The sequence below is a fragment of the Roseateles sp. DAIF2 genome (assembly GCF_015624425.1).
Lineage (GTDB): Bacteria > Pseudomonadota > Gammaproteobacteria > Burkholderiales > Burkholderiaceae_C > Kinneretia.
On record NZ_CP049919.1, the window covers coordinates 4,792,891 to 4,812,786 of the forward strand.

Below are 19,896 nucleotides of genomic sequence, written 5' to 3' on the forward strand. Positions count from 1 at the left end.
GCGGCGCTACTTGCTCTGCTTGATCAGCCGGCCCGAGCCCTTTTGCAGCGGACGCGCATTCATCGGATAGAGCTTGGCGAAGATCTCCAGCTGCTCGCCCGACAGCTGCACCGGCTGGCGCATCACCATCCACAGCACGCCCTCGCTGCAGGGCGGCGTGGTCAGCGAGCCCATATAGGTGTAGTAGCCGCGGTCCTCGGGCAGCAGCTTGGCGATATCCATCAGGCCCGGGCCGTTCAGCGGCTCATGCTTTTCCAGCGGCAGGTTGTTCCAGACCTGCTGCACCAGCGGCTGGTCGCGGCCGCGCTCCAGCAGCACCGCCAGCACCGCCAGCCGCCCCTCCGCGTCCTTGTGCACCAGATGCGCCGTCATGTCGAACTGGCGGCCGTTGATGCGCTCCTCGCTGGGGCGATGGAAGTGGAACTGCTGCAGCTCGTAGCGCCGCCCCATCACCGTCAGGCCGTTGCCCGGCGCCAGGTTGACCTGCACCGTGTGGCCGGTGTCCAGCACCGCGAAGCCGCTCGGGCGGTAGTCGAACTGGATGGGCTCCAGCTCGACGCGGATGCCGTCGCGGATGTCGATCGGGCTCTGCCGCGTGCCGATCGCGCAGAGCCGGTAGTCCGACTTCAGCTCGCCCCAATGCTCGGGCGCACCCTCGCCGCCATAGGCCCAGTGGATCTCGGCCGGTGGCTTGGCCGGCGCGGTGCGGCGCGACTCGGGGCGCGCGGCGGCGGTCCTGGCCGGCGGGGCGTTGATCGGCTCGGCCTTGGAGGAGAGCCGATCGGCCAGGCGCTGGCGCAGCTCGCCGCCGCCGACCGCGGAGGCCGCGTCCTCCTCCTGCACCGCGATCGAGGGCTTGGATGGCGTCGTGCGCATGCCGGCCGGCCGGCCCTGGCCCTGGGCCAGCAGCGGCAGCACGATCAGGGCGAGCGGCGCGAGGCGGCGCGCCAGCGGAAGGGCGGGGCACATGCGAAGACTTCTCCCGGCACCGCGGGAGTGCGGGCCTTTCAGCCCTTGATCTCGGCCGCCGCCGGGCTTTCTTGAGCCTCGCCGGCGTAACCGACCTCGCGCTTGACCCAGATCCAGGCCACCAGGCCGATCGCCATCATGCAGATCGAGGCCAGCGCCAGCGCCAGGGTCGAGTGCATCACCAGCGGCACGATCACGCCGGCCACCAGGCCGTTGGCCGCGCTGCCGATGCAGGCCTGCAGCGAGGAGGCCATGCCGCGCCGGTCCGGCGCCTGGTCCAGCACCAGCAGGGTCACGACCGGCACCATCAGCGCCCAGCCGAAGGCGAACACCGCGATCACCGGCAACGCCCAGAAGGGGCTGGGCGGCAGCAGCAGGTTCAGCGCCACGTTCAAGAGTGAGACCAGCAGCATGATCAGGAAGCCATGGCGGATCTGGTGCCGCGGCTTGACCTTGCCGGCCAGCCGGCCGCTGAGCCAGGCCCCGCCCATGATGCCGCCGATCGAGAAGCAGAAGAACCAGAAGAACTGCGTCGGCGCCAGCTGCAGGTGCTCGCCCAGGAACACCGGCGCTGCCAGCACATAGAGGAACATGCCGTTGAACGGGATGCCGCTGGCCAGCGCCAGCAGCAGGAAGCGCCGGCTGGTGCACATGCCCCAATAGCCGCGCATCAGCGAGCGCACATGGAAGGGCTGGGCCTGGCTCTTGTGCAGGGTCTCGGGCAGCAGGCGCCAGTTGGCGACCACCAGGGCCGCGCCGACCAGCACCAGGAACCAGAAGATCGCGTGCCAGTCGGCATGCACGAACAGGAAGCCGCCCACCATCGGCGCGATCGCCGGCGCGACGCCGAAGAAGATCGTCACCTGCGACATCACGCGCTGCGCCTCGGAGGGCGGGAACATGTCGCGGATGATGGCCCGCGAGACCACGATGCCGGCGCCGGCCGACATGCCCTGCACCGTGCGCCAGAACACCAGCTGGCCGATCGTGCCGGCCAGCGCGCAGCCCAGCGAGGCCAGCGTGAATACCACCATGCCCCACAGCACCACCGGGCGGCGCCCGAAGCTGTCGGACAGTGCCCCGTGGAACAGGTTCATCACCGCGAAGCCCAGCAGGTAGCTGGACAGGGTCTGCTGCATCTGCAGCGGCGTCGCGTCGAGCGCGCGCGCGATGCCCGAGAAGGCCGGCAGATAGGTGTCGATCGAGAACGGGCCCACCATGCCCAGGCAGGCCAGCAGGACCGCCAAGGCCCAGCGCGGGGCGCGCCAGAGGGTGCCGGCGTCGGGATTCATTGTGAGGTTTTTGTGCGTTAAACGCCCTGTTGCGCAGGCGCGCGGAAGGACGGCCACACAGTGTAGCGGCGCCCCCTAAACTCGCCGCTCCCGAGGATTTGCAAGCAGCACAACATGGCGGAACTTTTGAACATCGGCCTGATCGGCCTGGGCGTGATGGGGCAGCGCATGCTGGCCCGGCTGAAGGACCATCCGCGCCTGCGCGCCGCCTGGGTCTGGGACGCCAACCCGGCCGCCATCGCGACCACGCTGGCCGCCCATCCGCACCTGCGCGCCGCCGACAGCGCCGAGGCCCTGATCCGCCAGCCGGGGCTGGACAGCCTCTACATCGCGACGCCGCCGGCCGCCCATATCGCGCTGAGCCATGCCGCCTTCGACGCCGGCCTGGCGGTGTTCTGCGAGAAGCCGCTGACGGTGGACTTCGACGCCGCGCGCGACTGCATCGCGCGCATCGGGCGCGAGAAGCAGCGCGCCGCGGTGAACTTCTCGCTCGCCTCCGCGTCGGGCCTGGCCGCGCTGCAGCGGGCCTTCGGCGCCGCCGCCAAGCTGCCGCTGGGCGCGCTGCAGTCGGTGCAGATCGAGCTGGGCTTCGCCGCCTGGCCGCGCCCCTGGCAGGCCGGCGCCGGCCCCTGGCTGGCGGAGCGGGTCGAGGGTGGCTTCACCCGCGAGGTGCTGTCGCATTTCGTGTTCGTGCTGCAGCGCGTGCTGGGCCGGGCCGAGGTGCTGGAGAGCCGCGTCAGCTATCCCGCCGACGGCCGCAGCGCCGAGACCGCGCTGAGCGCCAGCCTGCGCGCCGACGGCGTGCCGGTGACGATCGAGGGCCGGGTCGGCCCCGAGATCGAGGTGCCGGACCGCAACCGCATGCACTGGCGCGCCAGCGACGGCGAGGTCGAGCTGCGCGAATGGTTCGGCCTCAGCGAGCAGCGCAAGGGCGGGCTGGTGCAGCCGCTCGGTGAATCCGAGGCGCTGCGCGGCGCGGCCCAGGCCGACCAGCTGGAGCAATGGGTGGCGCTGATCGAGGGCCGCTCGCACAGCCTGCCCGGCTATGCCGAGGCGCTGGCGGTGCAGGAAACGATCGAGGCGCTGCTGGCCGGCAAGACCTGACCCTCCATCCAGTCGACGATCTCGGCGGCGATCTCCACGCCGCATTCCTCCAGCGCGAAATGCCCGGTGTCGTAGAGGCGCAGGCGCGCCTCGGGCAGGTCGCGCAGATAGGCATGGGCGCCGGCCTCGATGAAGAAGGGATCGTTGCGGCTCCACACCACCAGGGCCGGCGGCCGGTGCTCGCGCAGCCAGGCCTGCCACTGCGGGTAGAGCGCCACATTGCTGTGATAGTCCAGCGCCAGCTCGATCTGGATCTCGGCCCGGCCGGGCAGATCGAGGAAATGCTGGTCCAGCAGCCAGCCCTCGGGCGCGATGCGCTCCGGCCGCGCCGTGCCGCCCTCGTACTGGGCGCGCGTGCTCTCCAGGCTCAGCAGCGGGCGCAGGCGGGCCGCGCCATCGGGGGTGGTCGGGTTCAGCGCCACGAAGTCCCGGGCCACCGCGCTCAGCCCCTCCCAATAGCTATTGGCGTTCTGCAGCACCAGGCCGGCGATCCATTCCGGGTGCCGCTGCGCCAGCCGCAGGCCGATCGGGCCGCCGTAGTCGAAGGCATAGAGCACAAAGCGGCGCAGTCCCAGGGCCTCGCAGAAGGCCTCGGTCAGCTCGGCCAGACGGTCGAAGCTGTAGCGGAAGTCGCCGCCCTGGCTGCTGGGCAGCGGTGCGTCGCTATGGCCGAAGCCGGGATAGTCCGGCGCGATCAGGCGGTAGCGCGTGCCCAGCGTCTCCATCAGCCGGCGGTACTGCTGCGAGGACGAGGGGAAGCCGTGCAGCAACAGCAGCAGCGGCCGGTCCGGCGCGCCGGCCGCGCGATAGAAGAGGCGCAGGCCCTGGACCTCGACATGGTGGTGGGTGATCGCGGCGATGCTCATGAACGCTCCTGGTGGGCGCCGTCGGTTGACGGCATGGCCACACGATAGGGGCGATCTTCAGGCGCGGGAAGGCCTACAATTTCCAAAACACTGTTCAATGAAAATGGACAATCGATGAAACAGCTGGCCGAGGTCAATCTGAATCGCCTGCTGTTCTTCGTCCAGGTGGTCGAGGCCGGCTCGTTGACCGGTGCGGCCCGGCGCATGGGCGTGGCCAAGACCCTGGTCAGCAGCCATCTGCAGAAACTGGAGCAGGAGCTGGGCACCGGCCTGCTCTTGCGCAGCACCCGCAGCCTGAGCCTGACCGAGGCCGGCGAGGCCTTCTACGAGGCCAGCCGCAAGATCGTCGACGCGGCCGATGCCGCCGTCAGCGCCGCGTCGGCCGCCAGCGCCGAGCCGCGCGGCCTGCTGCGCGTCACCGCCCCGGTCGACTATGGCGCCACCGTGCTGACCCCGGTGGCCGTGGCGCTGCAGCGCCGCTACCCGGAGCTCAGGATCGAGCTGCTGAGCGGCGATAGGCTGTTCGACCTGGTCGGCGAGAGCATCGACCTGGCGATACGTCTGGGCAGCCTGGACGACTCCGGCCATCGCGCGCTGCGTATCGGCAGCTTCCGGCATTGGCTGGTCGCCAGCCCGGCCTGGCTGGCCGAACGGGCCCTGGCGCTCGAGCATCCCGAGGATCTGCAGGCCCTGCCGATGATCGCCTTCGCGGTGCTGCCGCATCCGCTGTCCTGGACACTGCGCCATGCCGACGGCGGCAGCCGGCGCCTGCGCTTCAAGTCGAGCCTGAGCGTCAACACCGCCCATGCCCTGCGCAGCGCGGCGCTGGCCGGCGGTGGCCTGGCGGTGCTGCCGGACTTCACGGTGGCCGAGGATGTCGCGACCGGTCGGCTGCAACGCCTGCTGCCGCAATGGGCGCTACCACAGGGCGGCGTGCACGCGGTCTACCCGGCCACCCGCACGCCGACGCGCAAGCTGCGCGTGCTGATCGAGGCGCTGCGGGCGCTCGATCCCGATCTCGACAATGAATAAATAAAGAGTGAAGCAAGCCGATAGGCCGGATTCTGTGCGGGACCGGCCTCTTGCGAAGCCGATCCCGTGACCGCCATTCCTCTGGGCCGGGCATCGCTGCCCGGCTCGGTGCCACCTACCCGCCAGCTCTGCGAGCCGCATCAACGCTGGCCTACTTGGTGTTGCTGCGCGTAGAGATTGCCCGTTTCACCTCTGTCGGGCAGAGCCCGACAGAGGTGCTATTCGGTTCGGGCTTGCGCCCGATGGTGCGAGGCTTTCGCCCCACCCCACGCCAGCTTGCGCTGGCGCCTCATAGACCACCCATCGGGTTGTCTGACAGAACTCGTCTCTGTTGCTCTGATCCTCGGCTTTCGCCGGGCAGCCGTTAGCTGCTACGCCGCTCTATGCAGTCCGGACCTTCCTCCAGGGCCGTGTTTCCACGCTTGCCCCAGCGGCGGTCTGGCTTGCTTCACGGGCGGCATTATCCCGCAGATCCTTCAGGCGGCCTGCAAGCCCTCGCGCAGCTTGAAGGTCGCGATCACCAGTTGCAGGTCGGCCGCCTGGCGGCGCAGGCTCTCGGCCGCGGCGGCGCTCTCCTCCACCAGCGCGGCGTTCTGCTGCGTGCCCTGGTCGATCGACGCCACGGCCTGGTTCACCTGGCCGATGCCGCTGCTCTGCTCGACCGCCGAGGCGTTGATCTCCGCCATCAGCCCGGTCATGCGCTGCACCTGGGCCAGGATGTCGTCCATCGTGCTGCCCGCCTCGCCAACCAGCTGGCTGCCGGCCTCGACCTTGCTGCTGCTGTCCAGGATCAGGCTCTTGATCTCGCGCGCCGCCTGCGCGCTGCGCTGTGCCAGGGTCCGCACCTCGCCGGCCACCACCGCGAAGCCGCGCCCCTGCTCGCCGGCGCGTGCGGCCTCCACCGCGGCATTCAGCGCCAGGATATTGGTCTGGAAGGCGATGCCGTCGATCACGCCGATGATGTCGGCGATCTTGCGGCTGGCCGCGCTGATCTCGCCCATCGTGCTGACCACCCGCGCCACCACCTCGCCGCCGCGCCCGGCCACCGCCGCGGCCGATTCGGCCAGCTGGCTGGCCTGGCGCGAGTTGTCGGCCGCATGCTGCACCGTGCTGGTCATCTGCTGCATCGAGGCAGCCGTCTGTTGCAGCGCGCTGGCCTGGCGCTCGGTGCGGCTGGACAGGTCCTGGTTGCCGTTGGCGATCTCCTGCGAGGCGGTCGCGATGCCGTCGGCCGAGCTGCGCACCCGCCCGACCATGCCGATCAGGCTCTCGTTCATCTGCTTCAGCGCCGCCAGCAGCTGGCCGGTTTCGTCGCCGCGGTCGACCTCGATCTGCGAGCGCAGGTCGCCGGCCGCCACCGCCTCGGCCAGGCGCACCGCGCGGTTCAGCGGCCGCGTCACCGCGTTGCTGAGCAGCCAGCCCATCGCCACCGCGGCCAGCACCGCCGCCACGCTGGCGGCCACCATCAGGCCGCGGTCGCCGGCATAGTCGACCGCGGCCAGCTTGACCCGCTCGCCGGCCTGCTGCTGCTCGTAGCCGATGAACTCGCCGGTCGCCTTCAGCAGCGCGGCCAGCAGCGGGCGGCATTCGGCATTCATCTTGGCCACCGCCTCGTCGCGCCGCCCGGCCAGGGCCATGCCGACGATGTCCAGCGCCACCGGGCCGTACAGGCCCTCGATGCGCTCGATCTCGGCCACCAGCTTGTTGTCGCGCTCGCCCAGGTCGTCGGCCTTGGCCAGCGATTCCTTGAGCCGGGCGATCGCCGCCTGCACATCCTGGTGCGCCTGCGTGACCAGCAGCCGTTCGGCCTCGCGCTCGGCCGGCTGGGCGACCAGCACCAGATTGCGCGCCGCGATCGCGCGCCGGGTCGCGGCGCCGCGCACATCGACGGCCAGGCGTTCGCGCAGGCCCACCCCGTCCAGGTAGTCGGCGAAACGCTCGTTGGAGCGTGACAGCGAACGCAGCGCCAGCCCCGACACCAGCAGCACCACGGCCGCCAGCAGGGCAAACGACAACATCAGCTTGGTTTTCACGCGCAGATGACGCAGGTTCATGCTTCTCTCCCTGGGCGCCAGCGGCGCCGGCCCGAGCCTGGAGCCATCTCGCCCGGGCCCAGGCGGCATGGCCTTGCTGCAAAGTGACTGGATCGATGAACGCGGATTTCCTGCTTCCGGCTTTTATCGGCCCCGGGCCGCCGGACTTGAGGGGTCCCGCTACGATAGGCTTCCCCTGAAAAGAGTTCCAGATGAAAGCCGACAACATCCTCGCCACCATCGGCAACACGCCGCATATCCGCATCAACCGTCTGTATGGCGAACAGGCGCGGGTCTGGATCAAGTCCGAACGCAGCAACCCGGGCGGTTCGATCAAGGACCGCATCGCGCTGGCGATGGTCGAGGACGCCGAGGCGCGCGGCCTGCTGCAGCCCGGCGCCACCATCATCGAGCCCACCTCGGGCAATACCGGCGTTGGCCTGGCGATGGTGGCCGCGGTCAAGGGCTACAAGCTGATCCTGGTGATGCCCGACAGCATGTCGGTCGAGCGCCGCCGCCTGATGCTGGCCTATGGCGCCAGCTTCGACCTGACCCCGCGCGAGAAGGGCATGAAGGGCGCGATCGCCCGCGCCGAGGAACTGGCCGCCCAGACCCCGCTGGCCTGGATCCCGCAGCAGTTCGACAACCCGGCCAATGTGGAGGTGCATGTGCGCACCACCGCGCGCGAGATCCTGGCCGACTTCCCCGACGGCCTGGACGCGCTGATCACCGGCGTCGGCACCGGCGGCCATATCAGCGGCTGCGCGCGCGTGCTGAAGGCCGCCTGGCCGGCGCTGAAGGTGTTCGCGGTCGAGCCCAGCGCCTCGCCGGTGATCAGCGGCGGAGCGCCCAGCCCGCATCCGATCCAGGGCATCGGCGCCGGCTTCATCCCGAAGAACCTCGACACCGCGCTGCTGGACGGCGTGATCCAGGTCGAGGCCGAGGCCGCGCGCGAATACGCGCGCCGCAGCGCCCGCGAGGAAGGCCTGCTGGTCGGCATCTCCAGCGGCGCCACCCTGGCCGCGATCGCGCAGAAGCTGCCCGAGCTGGGGCCGCAGGCCCGCGTGCTGGGCTTCAACTACGACACCGGCGAGCGCTACCTCTCGATCGAAGGCTTCCTCCCCGCCTGAGAGGCCGAGAGTTTTCTGCTGCGCCACCGCCATGCGTCGTTAGCCGGGTGCTCGGAATCCTCACGTACCGGAAGTACGTTCCGGTTCCTGCGCTCCGTCCGCCTAGCCTGGCGGCGGCTCGCAACGAAGCCTCTCAGCCTCTGGCCGGGCGGCGCAGCGCCAGCAGCGCCGCCCCCATCAGCGCCACGCCCGCCAGCTGCGGGCCGTCCAGCGCGCGGCCGTAGACGCCCCAGTCGACCAGCACCGCGGCGCCCGGGTAGACGAACTGCAGCAGCGCCACCTGCCCCGCCGGCAGCCGCGCCATGCCGGCATACAGCAGCACATAGGCCAGGCCGGTGTGCAGCACGCCCAGTCCCGCCAGCCAGGCCCAGGCCACACCGAAGGGCGGCCAGCCATTCGCCAGCGGCCACCAGGCCAGCAGCAGCACGCCCGCCAGGCATTGCCACCAGGCCAGCGCGAAGGAGTTCAGCCCCGGCACCGCCTTCGCGATCAAGGTGACGCCGGCATAGCTGAGCGAACCGCCCAGGCACAGCAGCAGGCCGATCAGGTAGCTGTGATCCAGCTCCGCGCCGCCCGGCCCGGCGCCGGACAGCAGGCCCGAGGCCAGCGCCAGCCCGGCCAGCGCCAGCAGTGCCGCCGCCAGCTGACGCCGCGACAGCGGTTCGCCCAGCAGCAGGGCCGCCAGGCCGATCACCCACAGCGGCTGCACATGGAACACCACGGTGGCGACGCCGATCGAGCAACGCTCGATCGCGGCGAAGAACAAGCTCCAGTTCAGGATCATCAGCACGCCCGCCGCCAACGCCGCGGCCAGCGCGCGCGGCGCCAGGCGCAGTTCGCCCAGCCGGCCGCGCGCCCAGCCCCAGGCCAGCAGCGCCAGCGCACCGAAGGCGCAGCGGAACCAGACCGCGGTCAGCGGCGCCTGGCCGGCCTCCTCCAGGAACACGCCCAGGGTCGCCAGCAGCAGGCCGCCGCCCACCATCAGGCCGCGCCCCTGCTGTTCCCGATGCTGCAAGGCTTCATTCATGCCGCGCATGCTGGGGCCCGCCCGGGATTCCGTGAAGCGGATAGTTCGAAGGGCTAGCATGCGGTTTTCGAATGGATGAACGAAGAAGGAGCATCCCCATGTCGTCCACCCGCGACCTGCAGCTCGACTGGCTGCGCGCCTTCGTCGCCGTCGTCGATGCCGGCAGCCTGTCGGCCGCCGCGCCGCTGCTGCACCGCTCGCAGTCGGCCGTCAGCAACCAGCTGCAGAAGCTGGAGGACGCGCTGGGCCGGCCGGTGCTGCTGCGCGGGCCGCGGCACCTGTCGCTGACCGCGGCCGGGCTGGAGCTGCTGGCCTATGCGCGGCGCATGCTGGAACTGCAGGGCGAGGCGCTGCAGGCGCTGCGCGGGCCGCGCCTGAGCGGCCGGGTGCGGCTGGGCGTGCCGGACGACTATGCGGCCAGCTACCTGACCCCGGTGCTGAGGAACTTCGCCAGCCGCCATGCCGGCGTCGAGATCGAGCTGTTCTGCGAGCAGTCGACCGCGCTGATCCCGCGCATCGGCCGCGGCGAGCTGGACCTGGCCCTGGTCTCGCGTGACAAGGCCTCGCGCGGCACCCTGCTGTTCCACGAGCCGCTGGTCTGGGTCGGCGCGCCGCCCTACGAGGCCTGGCGGCGCGACCCGCTGCCGGTGGCCGTCTACGAGGCCGGCAGCCAGGCGCGCCACGGCACCCTGGCGGCGCTGACGAAGGCGCGGCGCGCCTACCGCGTGGTCTACAACAGCTCCAGCCTGGCGGGCCAGCTGGCCGCGGTCGAGAGCGGGCTGGCGGTGGCGGTGCTGACGCGCTGCTGCGTGCCGCCGGGCCTGCAGGTGCTGGGCGAGAAGCAGGGCCTGCCGCCGCTGCCCGAGATGGCGGTGGCCCTGTTGCGCAGCACGGCCTCGCGCCGCGATGCGGCGGTCGAGGCCCTGCACGAGCTGGCGCTGCGCACCCTGGCGCCGCGCGCCTGAGCCCCCTGCTCTACTCCTCGTCCGCGCCGCCGGACTCGCCGTCCTTGTCGGCCTGGCGCGCCAGCTCGTCCTGCAGCGGGCGCAGCGATTCGATCAGCGCCTCGGGCGGCTTGGGGCCGGCCAGGCGCAGCGCCGGCGGCGGCAGGGTCGCCAGATAGGGCGGGCCGAACCAGTACTGCTGCTCCTGGCGCTTGGCCACCAGCAGCGCCATCGAGCCGATCAGCAGGCCGCCGAAGGCCCAGGCCAGCGCGCGCCGCGCGCGCGGCCAGACCAGGGCCGAATGCCACCACAGCAGCAGCGCCAGGCCGACCGGGAACAGCAGGCCATCGAGGGTCAGCAGCCAGCGCGCCGAGAAGGCATAGGCCAGCAGCGGCAGCGCGAAGGACAGCAGGTACAGCGCCGCCACGCCCAGCAGCGCGCGCCACAGATGGATCGCGAAGGGGAAGCGGTGCTGGAACAGCTGCGTCACCAGGGCCCAGACCGCGGCCCAGATCAGCAGCAGGCCCAGCGGCACCAGCACCGCGCCGGCATAGTCCACCCAGGCCGAGCCGGGGTTCAGCGCCGACCATTGATCGCCCCACAGCAGCGCCAGCCACAGGCCCAGCACCGCCAGCAGCAGCGGCAGGCGCGGCGCCAGCGCGGCGCTGAGCAGCGGCCGCTCCGGCGCCAGCGGGTCGCTGGCGCGGCGCAGACGCAGCTGGGTGGCACCGAGCTGGAAGGCCGCGCCGGCCCCCAGCGCCACCGCCGCGCCGGCGGCCAGGCGCTGCCGCCCCAGCCAGCCGCCGTTGCGGCTCTCCAGCAGGTTCAGGCGCGGCTGGCCGGCCTCGTCCAGCTCCAGCCGCGCATGGGCGCCGGCCAGATGGGCATCGTCCAGCACCAGATCGCAGGCCGGCGAGCGGCCGATCGACACGGGCCAGTCCTGGATGCGATGCACGGTGCGCACATGGCCGTCGCGGCCCAGCACCTCGATCACTGCGGCCGTGCTGCCTTCCATCCGAAGCCCTCCAGGTAATGGGCGCTCAGCTTGAGCGCGTTGTCGAAGCTGATGCCGCGGGCATCGAAGCGGCCCAGCGCGCCCTCGGCGGCGGCGTCCACCGTCGTCACCAGCACGGTCAGGTCATGCAGGCCGCTGAGCTTGCGGTAGGCCGAGAGGCAGATCACCGCGCGCAGCGGCGGCCCGTCCTTCGGATCCTTCTGCACGAACTCCTCGCGGCAATGCGGCGCGGTGCGCTGCTTGTTGGAGCCGCCCAGGTTCTCGTTGCGGAAGCTCCCCGAATACTGCTTGGCGAAGCGCAGCGCGCCGAGCTGGCGGCCGTCGTAGGCCTCGTGCGAGACCTCCAGATAGCCGGTCTGCAGATTGCCGCTGATGAACACCGCATGGTCCATGCGGCATTGCGAGCGCTGGAAGTTCAGGCCCTTGCTGTCGGCCGGCGTGCCGCGGCCCCAGCAGCGCATGAACTCCTCCTGCGGCACCGGCAGGCGGTAGCGCTTGTTGCCGGCGCCGCGCCAGGGCTGGGCGATGAAACCGGTGACCAACGCCTCCTGGTAGGCCAGCAGCTGCTCGCGCAGACGCGGCCAGGCCGGGCCGGCCAGTGGTTTGGCCTCGCGACTCTTCTGGAACAACGCGCTGGCGAACTCGGCCGGCACCAGGAAGCTCATCTGCTGGGCGAAGAACATCGCCGAGACATTGACGCCGACGACCCGGCCCTCCTCGTCCACCACCGGCCCGCCGCTCATGCCGGAGTTGATGCTGCCGGAGTAGTAGATCAGCGGGTCGAAGCTGCGCTCGACCAGGCCGTTGTAGGTACCCTCGACCACCGCGAAGGCGACGTCGTGCGGGTTGCCCATCGAGTAGATGCGGTCGCCCTTGGCCAGCGGCTGCGCCAGCGGGCGGAACTGCAGCGCGCCGGCACCCTTCAGCCCGTCGCCGACCACGCGCAGCAGCGCCAGGTCGCGGCGCACGTCGAAGTCGAGCAGCTCCAGCTCGCCGCCGCGGCCCTCGGTGGTGGCATAGCGCAGGCGGTAGCTCTCGGGCTCCAGCGCGACCTGGCTGATCACGTGGTAGTTGGTGATCACATGGCCCTGCTCGCTGACCAGGAAGCCCGAGCCGACCGAGGCCTGGCTGTCCTGGTTCTTCAGCAGGGTGCGGATCTGCAGCAGCTGGCCGCGCGCGCGCTCGTAGACGCGACGCGCGGTGGCCGAGACCGGCTGGGCCGCCGCGGCGGCGCTGGCCGGGGCGGCCGGTGGCGCGGGGGCCGCAGGCGGCTGTTGGGCCCGCACCGGCGCCAGCAGGCTCAGCAGCAGCAAGGCAAGGATCGGAAATACACGCGACGACAACAAGAGCAGTCCTCCCGGAGATGGTGCGGGCATGCTAGCCGGTTTGCAGCGCGCGGCCGGGCCGGAACACCGCCGCGTCTTCATAAAAGCCCGGGTCTTCGTTCGCCGCCCACCAGCCGGGCAGGCCCAGCACCGGCAGCGGCAGGAAGGGCTTGGCGGCCAGCGCCCGCGGGTCCTGCGGCTCGGCCAGCAGCACATGGGCGCAGATCGGCTTGCGCGGCGCCTGCAGCTTTTCCAGCAGCGCATGGCCGACGATCTCCAGCCGCACCCCGCGCCACAGCGGCCGCAGCTCGATGAAGAGGCGCCGCCAGTCGCGCTCGATCAGCGCCTGCGCCAGGGCCGGCGGCGCGTCATGCAGCAGCGCGCCGTTCTCGTCCAGCAGGGTCAGCGCGTCGCGCAGCGGGCCGCGTTGCGGTCCCGCTTCCTGTGGCGGGCCGCGCTGCGCCTCCAGCCCATGCCAGGCGTTCAGCCGCGCCTTCAGCGCCGGACGATGCAGCCAGACGAGGCCGTTGAAGAAGTCGTGCAGATTGTCGCGCGTCGGCACCCGGCCGCTGCGGCGGATGAAGGCCTCGTAGCCCTCGCCCGCCGGCAGCTCGGCCTGTGGCACGAAGCGCGGCATGGCCGCCTCGGCGTCGGCCCCGTTCAGGGCCTCGGCCACCGAGGCGCCGGCCTGCCAGCGCCGGTGCAAGACCTGGCCCCGCGCCCGGTAGGGCGCCAGCCAGGGCGCGGACCAGTCGATCTCGGGAATCAGGGAATGAACTTCCAGCCGATGCTCTCGCCGCCGCGCAGCGGCTTCAGGCGCGCCTCGCCGAAGGGCACGCTGTCCGGCAGGGTCCAGCTCTCGCGCCGCAGGGTCACCCGGCCCTGGTTGCGCGGCAGGCCGTAGAAGTCCGGGCCGTTGAAGGCCGCGAAGGCCTCCAGCTTGTCCAGCGCGCCGGCCAGCTCGAAGGCCTCGGCATACAGCTCCAGCGCCGACAGCGCGGTGAAGCAGCCGGCGCCGCAGACCGAGTTCTCCTTCATCACCGAGGCATGCGGGGCGCTGTCGGTGCCGAGGAAGAACTTGTTCGAGCCCGAGGTCGCGGCCTGCAGCAGCGCGAGGCGGTGCTCCTCACGCTTGAGCACCGGCAGGCAGTAGTAATGCGGGCGCAGGCCGCCGGTGAAGATGGCGTTGCGGTTGTAGAGCAGATGCTGCGGCGTCAGGGTCGCGGCGGTGTAGGCATCGGCGCCGGCCACGTATTGCGCGGCCTCCTTGGTGGTGATGTGCTCGAACACCACCTTCAGCTCCGGCATGTCGGCGCGCAGCGGCGTCATCACCTGGTCGACGAAGACAGCCTCGCGGTCGAACACGTCGATCGCCGGATCGGTCACCTCGCCATGCACCAGCAGCAGCAGGCCCTCGCGCTGCATCGCCTCCAGGGTCCGGTAGGTCTTCTTGATGTCGGTGACGCCGGCATCGCTGTTGGTGGTGGCGCCGGCCGGGTAGAGCTTCAGCGCGACGACGCCGGCGTCCTTGGCGCGTTTGATCTCGTCGACCGGCGTGTTGTCGGTCAGATAGAGCGTCATCAGCGGCTGGAAGTCGCTGCCCTCGGGCAGCGCGGCCAGGATGCGCGCGCGGTAGGCGGCGGCCTGCGCGGCCGTGGTGATCGGCGGGCGCAGATTGGGCATCACGATGGCGCGGGCGAACTGGTGCGCGGTATGGGCGACGACGCTCTGCAGCGCGGCCTCGTCGCGCAGATGCACATGCCAGTCGTCGGGGCGGGTCAGGACAAGCTCTTGGGGGGCGGCGGTACTCATGGGCCGGCATTGTCGCACCCGGCCCGGCGCCGAATGCCCCGGCCGGAGCGCGCTTTTTCGCTGGCGGGATCGCGCGGATCCGGCCAACAATGGCCCACCCACCTCAACCGGGAGCTCCCATGTCGCGTCAAGCCCTGACCCTCGTCGCCATCGGCGCCCTGCTGGCCGCCTGCGCCAGCACCGAACCGATGGGCCCGCCGGCCAAGGAAACGATCTACGCCGTCACCACCGGCAAGCAGCTGATCCGGTTCAACGCCGGCCAGCCGCAGCGGATCCTGGCCCGCAAGGCACTGAGCGGCCTGGCCGCCGGCGAGACCCTGCTGGGCATCGACTACCGCGTCGCCAAGGGCCAGCTGTTCGGCCTGGGCGCCAGCGGCCAGCTCTACCGCATCAACACCGCCGACGCCAGCACGACGCCGATCGGCACGCCCGCGGCGCTGCCGCGCGAGGGCGCGAAGGAGTGGGGCTTCGACTTCAACCCGACGGTGGACCGCATCCGCGTCGTCAACGACGCCGGCTTCAATCTGCGCCTGCATCCCGACACCGGCGCGATCGTCGACGGCAATGCCGAGCAGCCCGGCGTGCAGCTGGACGGCCGCCTGGCCTACGACGCGGCCGATGCGAACGCCGGCAAGACGCCCGGCATCGTCGCGGCCGGCTACACCTACAACAAGGACAACGACAAGATCACCACCAACTACGCGCTGGACGGCCGGCTGGGCCTGCTGGTGCACCAGGGCACCAAGGAAGGCGTGCAGCCGCCGGTCTCGCCCAACACGGGCCGGCTCTACACGGTCGGTTCGCTGGGCATCGGCGCCTTCGAGCGCGCGACCCTGGACATCTCCGATGTCTCGAACACGGCCTATGCATCGGTCGGCCAGGGCGGCACGTCGCGCTGGTACCGCATCGACCTGGCGAGCGGCAAGGCCACCTTGATCGGCACGGTGGCCGGCGGCGAGGCCCTGGTCGGCGCGGCGATCGAGCCCTGAGCAGAGCTCCCAATGAAAAAGGGGCGCCTGCGGCGCCCCTTTCTTAATGCTGCAGGATCTTCGCGAGGAAGTCCTTGGCGCGCGGCGAGCGCGCCTCGGGGTTGCCGAAGAACTCTTCCTTCTTGCAGTCCTCGATGATCTTGCCGGCGTCCATGAAGATCACGCGGTGGCCGACCTTCTTGGCGAAGCCCATCTCGTGCGTCACGCACATCATCGTCATGCCCTCATGGGCCAGCTGCACCATCACGTCCAGCACCTCGCCGACCATCTCGGGATCCAGCGCCGAGGTGGGTTCGTCGAACAGCATCACGATCGGGTCCATCGACAGCGCGCGCGCGATCGCCACGCGCTGCTGCTGACCGCCAGAGAGCTGGCCGGGAAACTTGTCCTTGTGCGCCATCAGGCCGACGCGGTCCAGCATCTTCAGGCCGCGCGCCTTGGCATCGTCCATATTGCGGCCCAGCACCTTGACCTGGGCGATGGTCAGGTTCTCGGTCACCGACAGATGCGGGAACAGCTCGAAATGCTGGAACACCATGCCGACGCGCGAGCGCAGGCGCGGCAGGTTGGTCTTGGGGTTCGCGACCGAGACGCCGTCGACGATGATGTCGCCCTGCTGGATCGGCTCCAGCGCGTTGACGGTCTTGATCAGGGTGGACTTGCCCGAGCCGGAGGGGCCGCACACCACCACCACCTCGCCCTTGGCGATGTTGGTGGTGCAGTCGGTCAGCACCTGGAAGGGACCGTACCACTTGGAGACGTTCTTGATTTCGATCATGGTTCAGGCCTCAGCGGATGATGGCGATCTTCTTCTGCAGACGGCGCACCAGCATCGACAGCGAGAAGCAGATGATGAAGTAGACCAGGGCGGCGACCAGATAGGTCTCGACCGGGCGATTGAAGTTCTTGCCGGCGACCTCGAAGCCCTTCAGCAGGTCATAGGCGCCGATCGCATAGACCAGCGAGGTGTCCTGGAACAGGATGATGGTCTGCGTCAGCAGCACCGGCAGCATGTTGCGGAAGGCCTGCGGCAGCACCACCAGCTGCATGGTCTGGCGGTAGCTCATGCCCATCGCGTAGCCGGCGAACACCTGGCCCTTGGACACGCTCTGGATGCCGGCGCGCATGATCTCCGAGAAGTAGGCCGCCTCGAACACCGTGAAGGTGATGATGGCCGACAGCTCGGCGCCCATGGGCTTGCCGATCAGCATCGGGATCAGCAGGAAGAACCACAGGATCACCATCACCAGCGGGATCGAGCGCAGGGTGTTGACATAGAAGGCGGCCGGGATGACCAGCCACTTCTTGCCCGACAGGCGCATAAGCGCCAGCACCGTGCCCAGTGCGATGCCGCCGACCATCGCGATCAGCGTCAGCTGCACGCTGAAGAGCAGGCCCTTGAGGATGAAGCTGGAGACGACGCTCCAGTCCAGGAATGCGAAGTCGAGGTTCAGCATCTCACTTGCTCCCCACCATGCCGGGCACCTGGACGCGGTTCTCGATGAACAGCGCGATGCGGTTGATGAAGAAGGCGGAGACGAAGTACAGGCCGGTGACGGCCAGGTAGACCTCGATGCCGCGCGAAGTCTCCTCCTGCGCCTGCATCGCGAACATCGTCAGCTCGGCGATCGACACCGCGAACGCGACCGAGGAGTTCTTGATGATGTTCATGCTCTCGCTGGTCAGCGGCGGGATGACGATGCGGAAGGCCATCGGCAGCAGCACATAGCGGTAGGTCTGCGGCAGGCTGAAGCCCATCGCCAGACCCGCGTAGCGCTGGCCCTTGGGCAGGCTCTGGATGCCGGCCTTGACCTGCTCGGCCACGCGCGCCGAGGTGAAGAAGCCCAGCGCGAACACCACCAGGATGAAGCTGGGCACGCCGCGCAGCGGCGTGATCAGCGAGGGCAGCACGTGGTACCAGAGGAAGACCTGGACCAGCAGCGGGACGTTGCGGAACAGCTCGGTCCAGGCATTGCCGATCGCCACCAGCAGCTTGCTGGGCGTGGTGCGCAGGATGCCCATCAGCGAACCCACCAGCAGGGCCACCACCAGGGCCAGCAAGGCCACGCTCAAGGTCCAGCCCCAGGCCGAGAGCATCCAGTCCAGATAGGTGATGTCACCACCGTTGCCGAAGCAGCGTGGCATCACCTCGCCGTCGATGGTGTTCTTGCAGAACACCTGCCAATCCCAAGTCATCGCCACCGCGATCTCTCCTAAAAAACGAGGCCGCCCGAACTCGGCCGGGCGGCCCCTTAGCCTTCAGTAAACGCCCGGCTTACCTCTTGGCGTAATCTTCCATCGGCTTGTCGTTCGGGTTGGCCCAGGCCGCCTTGGTGTTCTCGTTGGCGGGCATGCCGACCTTGGTGTTGGCCGGCGGGATGGGCTGTTCGAACCACTTGTTCCACAGCTTGGCGAGGTCGCCCGACTTCATCTGGGCCTTGATGCTGTCGTCGACGGCCTTCTTGAACGCGGGGTCGTCCTTGCGGATCATGATCGCGATCGGCTCGACCGACAGCACCTCGCCGACGATCTTGAACTCGGCCGGGTTCTTGGCCTTGGCGATATTGCCGGCCAGGATCGCGCCGTCCATCACGAAGGCGTCGGCACGGCCCGATTCCATCAGCAGGAAGCTGTCGGCATGGTCCTTGCCGAACACTTCCTTGAAGTCCACGCCGGTGGCGCGCTCATGCTTGCGCAGGGTCTGCACCGAGGTCGTGCCGGTGGTGGTGGCGATGGTCTTGCCGTTCAGCTGGGCAATATTCGTGATGCCCGAGTTGGCCTTGACGGCGATGCGCACTTCCTCGACGAAGGTGGTGACGGCGAAGGCCACGTCCTTCTGGCGGGCGGTGTTGTTGGTGGTCGAGCCGCACTCGATGTCGACGGTGCCGTTCTGCACCAGCGGGATGCGGTTCTGCGAGGTGACCGGCTGGTACTTGATGTCCAGCTTGGCCAGGCCCAGCTGCTTCTGCACATCGGCCAGCACCTTCTGGCAGATCTCGACGTGATAGCCGACATACTTGCCGTCGCCCAGGGTGTAAGACAGCGCGCCGGAAGATTCGCGCACGCCCATGGTGACCGCGCCGCTGTCCTTGATCTTCTTCAGCGTGTCATCGGCATGCGCCACACCGGCAGCGGCCGCGACGGCCAGCACAAGCAATGTCTTCTTCATAGGGAGCTCCTCGTTCAAGATCGGTTCTCAGAGCGCGAAGCAGACCATGAGCCCACTTCGTGCGATGTACGCATTTCTACGCATTTGCGCCGCCCCAGCGGCGACCGTCCATCTTATTTGCAAGATCTGCGCCCAATCCAGCGGGGCGCTACGCAAACAAGCGCCGCACTCTAGCCGCAGGGGCGATTGTCGCCCAATGCCGATTCTGGCCGGCCCGATGCCGCAGCGACATGACCACCTCGGGTAAATACCGAGACCGAAGCTCAGGCGCGCTGGGTAAGGAACTCCCACAGCGCCAGCGCCGCCGGCTTGCTGCGCCGCGCGACTTCCGGCCGCTCGCGGTAGATGCGCAGCTCCATGCTCAGCTCGTACTCGCCGGGCTCGGTCGCCTGCACCAGGCGGCGCGACTTCAGCTCCTTCTTGACCGAGCTGGCCGGCAGGAAGGCCACGCCATGGCCCTCCAGCGCCATCGCCTTCAGGCCCTCGGCCATGTCGGTCTCGTAGATCGCGTCCAGGTTCAGCGCGGTCGGCGAATCCTTGACGATCAGCTCCACCAGCCGGCCCAGGTAGGCGCCCGAGGCATAGGCGAGGAAGGGGATCTTCTGGCCCGGATGGCCCGGCAGGCCGAACAGCGGCCGCCCCTGCGGGTCGGCCTTGGCATAGGCGGCCAGGGTCTCGACGCCCAGCGAGGCCATCTCGTAGCGCTCCGGGTCCAGCTGCAGCGGCTGGCTGGCATGGTGATAGACCAGCAGCAGGTCGCAGTTGCCCTCGCTGAGCTGCAGCATCGCGTCGTGCACGTTCAGCGCATTGAGCCGGCTCTTGACCGCGCCGAAGCGCTGGCGCAGGTCCATCAGCCAATGCGGGAAGAAGCTGAAGGCCAGCGAATGCGGCACCGCGAACTCGATCATGTCCTGCCCGGCCGCCTGGTGGCTGCGCAGCATATTGCGCGTCGCCTGCAGGCTGCCCAGGATCTCGATCGCCTGGTCCAGCAGGGTCTCGCCGGCGGCGGTCAGCCGCGTCGGATAGGAGCTGCGGTCCACCAGATCCACCCCGGCCCAGGCCTCCAGCGCCTGGATGCGGCGCGAGAACGCCGGTTGGGTCACATGTCTGAGCTGTGCGGAGCGCGAAAAGCTGCGCGTCTCCGCCAGGCTGACGAAGTCTTCAAGCCATTTGGTTTCCACGCGGGCAG

At 69.7% G+C, this 19,896-nt stretch carries 19 protein-coding genes and 2 other RNA genes; 6 read left to right on the forward strand and 15 right to left on the reverse strand.

Annotated elements, in window-relative coordinates:
• Nucleotides 1-6: 6 nt before the first annotated feature.
• Together G8A07_RS22070 and G8A07_RS22075 are read right to left on the reverse strand one after the other, a co-directional pair.
• A complete protein-coding gene (locus G8A07_RS22070) occupies nt 7-969 on the reverse strand; it encodes a carbonic anhydrase (RefSeq protein WP_249937090.1) in 963 nt (320 codons plus the stop codon).
• A 38-nt stretch (nt 970-1,007) separates the two neighbouring features.
• The gene (locus tag G8A07_RS22075) at nt 1,008-2,261 is read right to left on the reverse strand and encodes a multidrug effflux MFS transporter (protein ID WP_195794103.1); all 1,254 of its coding nucleotides are present in this window, start codon (nt 2,259-2,261) and stop codon (nt 1,008-1,010) included.
• 114 nt (nt 2,262-2,375) lie between these two features.
• On the opposite strand from G8A07_RS22075, the gene G8A07_RS22080 reads away from it, so the two are divergent.
• Nucleotides 2,376-3,365, forward strand: a complete 990-nt coding sequence (locus tag G8A07_RS22080; protein WP_195794104.1) for a Gfo/Idh/MocA family protein — start codon at nt 2,376-2,378, stop codon at nt 3,363-3,365.
• Here G8A07_RS22080 and G8A07_RS22085 read toward each other — a convergent pair.
• Nucleotides 3,305-4,231: an alpha/beta fold hydrolase gene (locus G8A07_RS22085; protein ID WP_195794105.1), complete on the reverse strand. Its 927-nt coding sequence runs from the start codon at nt 4,229-4,231 to the stop codon at nt 3,305-3,307. The genes G8A07_RS22080 and G8A07_RS22085 overlap by 61 nt on opposite strands.
• 114 nt (nt 4,232-4,345) lie before the next feature.
• Here G8A07_RS22085 and G8A07_RS22090 point away from each other — a divergent pair, with 114 nt between their 5' ends.
• Entirely contained in the window at nt 4,346-5,263 is a 918-nt protein-coding gene (locus G8A07_RS22090; RefSeq protein WP_195794106.1) for a LysR family transcriptional regulator, read from the forward strand.
• A 5-nt stretch (nt 5,264-5,268) separates the two neighbouring features.
• Here the strand turns inward: G8A07_RS22090 and rnpB are convergent.
• Nucleotides 5,269-5,713, reverse strand: an RNA gene (rnpB, locus tag G8A07_RS22095) — RNase P RNA component class A.
• A gap of 26 nt (nt 5,714-5,739) precedes the next feature.
• Nucleotides 5,740-7,317 (reverse strand): methyl-accepting chemotaxis protein, encoded by a 1,578-nt coding sequence (locus G8A07_RS28190; protein ID WP_195794107.1) that lies wholly within the window; start codon nt 7,315-7,317, stop codon nt 5,740-5,742.
• A 191-nt stretch (nt 7,318-7,508) separates the two neighbouring features.
• Here G8A07_RS28190 and cysK point away from each other — a divergent pair, with 191 nt between their 5' ends.
• Nucleotides 7,509-8,426: a cysteine synthase A gene (cysK, locus tag G8A07_RS22105; RefSeq protein ID WP_195794108.1), complete on the forward strand. Its 918-nt coding sequence runs from the start codon at nt 7,509-7,511 to the stop codon at nt 8,424-8,426.
• A gap of 62 nt (nt 8,427-8,488) precedes the next feature.
• Nucleotides 8,489-8,565, forward strand: a non-coding RNA gene (locus G8A07_RS22110) — sX9 sRNA.
• Here the strand turns inward: G8A07_RS22110 and G8A07_RS22115 are convergent.
• The gene (locus G8A07_RS22115) at nt 8,560-9,453 is read right to left on the reverse strand and encodes a DMT family transporter (RefSeq protein ID WP_249937091.1); all 894 of its coding nucleotides are present in this window, start codon (nt 9,451-9,453) and stop codon (nt 8,560-8,562) included. The genes G8A07_RS22110 and G8A07_RS22115 overlap by 6 nt on opposite strands.
• A 98-nt stretch (nt 9,454-9,551) precedes the next feature.
• On the opposite strand from G8A07_RS22115, the gene G8A07_RS22120 reads away from it, so the two are divergent.
• On the forward strand, nt 9,552-10,418 hold the full coding sequence (locus G8A07_RS22120) for a LysR family transcriptional regulator (RefSeq protein WP_195794110.1): 867 nt from the start codon (nt 9,552-9,554) through the stop codon (nt 10,416-10,418).
• 10 nt (nt 10,419-10,428) lie between these two features.
• Here the strand turns inward: G8A07_RS22120 and G8A07_RS22125 are convergent, their stop codons facing one another.
• The 4 genes from G8A07_RS22125 to pyrC all read right to left on the reverse strand — a co-directional run bounded on the left by G8A07_RS22125 (nt 10,429) and on the right by pyrC (nt 14,549).
• Nucleotides 10,429-11,412 (reverse strand): FHA domain-containing protein, encoded by a 984-nt coding sequence (locus G8A07_RS22125; protein ID WP_195794111.1) that lies wholly within the window; start codon nt 11,410-11,412, stop codon nt 10,429-10,431.
• The gene (locus tag G8A07_RS22130; protein ID WP_249937092.1) at nt 11,388-12,725 is read right to left on the reverse strand and encodes a serine protease; all 1,338 of its coding nucleotides are present in this window, start codon (nt 12,723-12,725) and stop codon (nt 11,388-11,390) included. Before G8A07_RS22130 ends, G8A07_RS22125 begins: the two co-directional genes overlap by 25 nt.
• A gap of 64 nt (nt 12,726-12,789) precedes the next feature.
• Nucleotides 12,790-13,443 carry a DUF3025 domain-containing protein gene (locus G8A07_RS22135; RefSeq protein ID WP_249937093.1) on the reverse strand — a complete coding sequence of 218 codons (654 nt, stop codon included), beginning with the start codon at nt 13,441-13,443 and terminating at the stop codon, nt 12,790-12,792.
• A gap of 59 nt (nt 13,444-13,502) precedes the next feature.
• Nucleotides 13,503-14,549: a dihydroorotase gene (gene pyrC / locus G8A07_RS22140; protein WP_195794113.1), complete on the reverse strand. Its 1,047-nt coding sequence runs from the start codon at nt 14,547-14,549 to the stop codon at nt 13,503-13,505.
• Nucleotides 14,550-14,668: 119 nt separating this feature from the next.
• Between pyrC and G8A07_RS22145 the strand changes: the two genes are divergently transcribed.
• Nucleotides 14,669-15,538, forward strand: a complete 870-nt coding sequence (locus tag G8A07_RS22145; RefSeq protein ID WP_195794114.1) for a DUF4394 domain-containing protein — start codon at nt 14,669-14,671, stop codon at nt 15,536-15,538.
• A gap of 43 nt (nt 15,539-15,581) precedes the next feature.
• Here the strand turns inward: G8A07_RS22145 and G8A07_RS22150 are convergent, their stop codons facing one another.
• From G8A07_RS22150 to G8A07_RS22170, 5 genes are all read right to left on the reverse strand, one after another.
• Complete coding sequence (locus G8A07_RS22150) at nt 15,582-16,316, reverse strand: amino acid ABC transporter ATP-binding protein (RefSeq protein ID WP_195794115.1); 735 nt, start codon at nt 16,314-16,316, stop codon at nt 15,582-15,584.
• 10 nt (nt 16,317-16,326) lie between these two features.
• A complete protein-coding gene (locus G8A07_RS22155; RefSeq protein ID WP_195794116.1) occupies nt 16,327-16,995 on the reverse strand; it encodes an amino acid ABC transporter permease in 669 nt (222 codons plus the stop codon).
• A gap of 1 nt (nt 16,996) precedes the next feature.
• Nucleotides 16,997-17,734, reverse strand: a complete 738-nt coding sequence (locus tag G8A07_RS22160) for an amino acid ABC transporter permease (RefSeq protein WP_195797903.1) — start codon at nt 17,732-17,734, stop codon at nt 16,997-16,999.
• A 79-nt stretch (nt 17,735-17,813) separates the two neighbouring features.
• The gene (locus tag G8A07_RS22165) at nt 17,814-18,707 is read right to left on the reverse strand and encodes an amino acid ABC transporter substrate-binding protein (protein ID WP_195794117.1); all 894 of its coding nucleotides are present in this window, start codon (nt 18,705-18,707) and stop codon (nt 17,814-17,816) included.
• A 263-nt stretch (nt 18,708-18,970) separates the two neighbouring features.
• The gene (locus tag G8A07_RS22170) at nt 18,971-19,888 is read right to left on the reverse strand and encodes a LysR substrate-binding domain-containing protein (RefSeq protein ID WP_195794118.1); all 918 of its coding nucleotides are present in this window, start codon (nt 19,886-19,888) and stop codon (nt 18,971-18,973) included.
• Between the last annotated feature and the right edge of the window lie 8 nt (nt 19,889-19,896).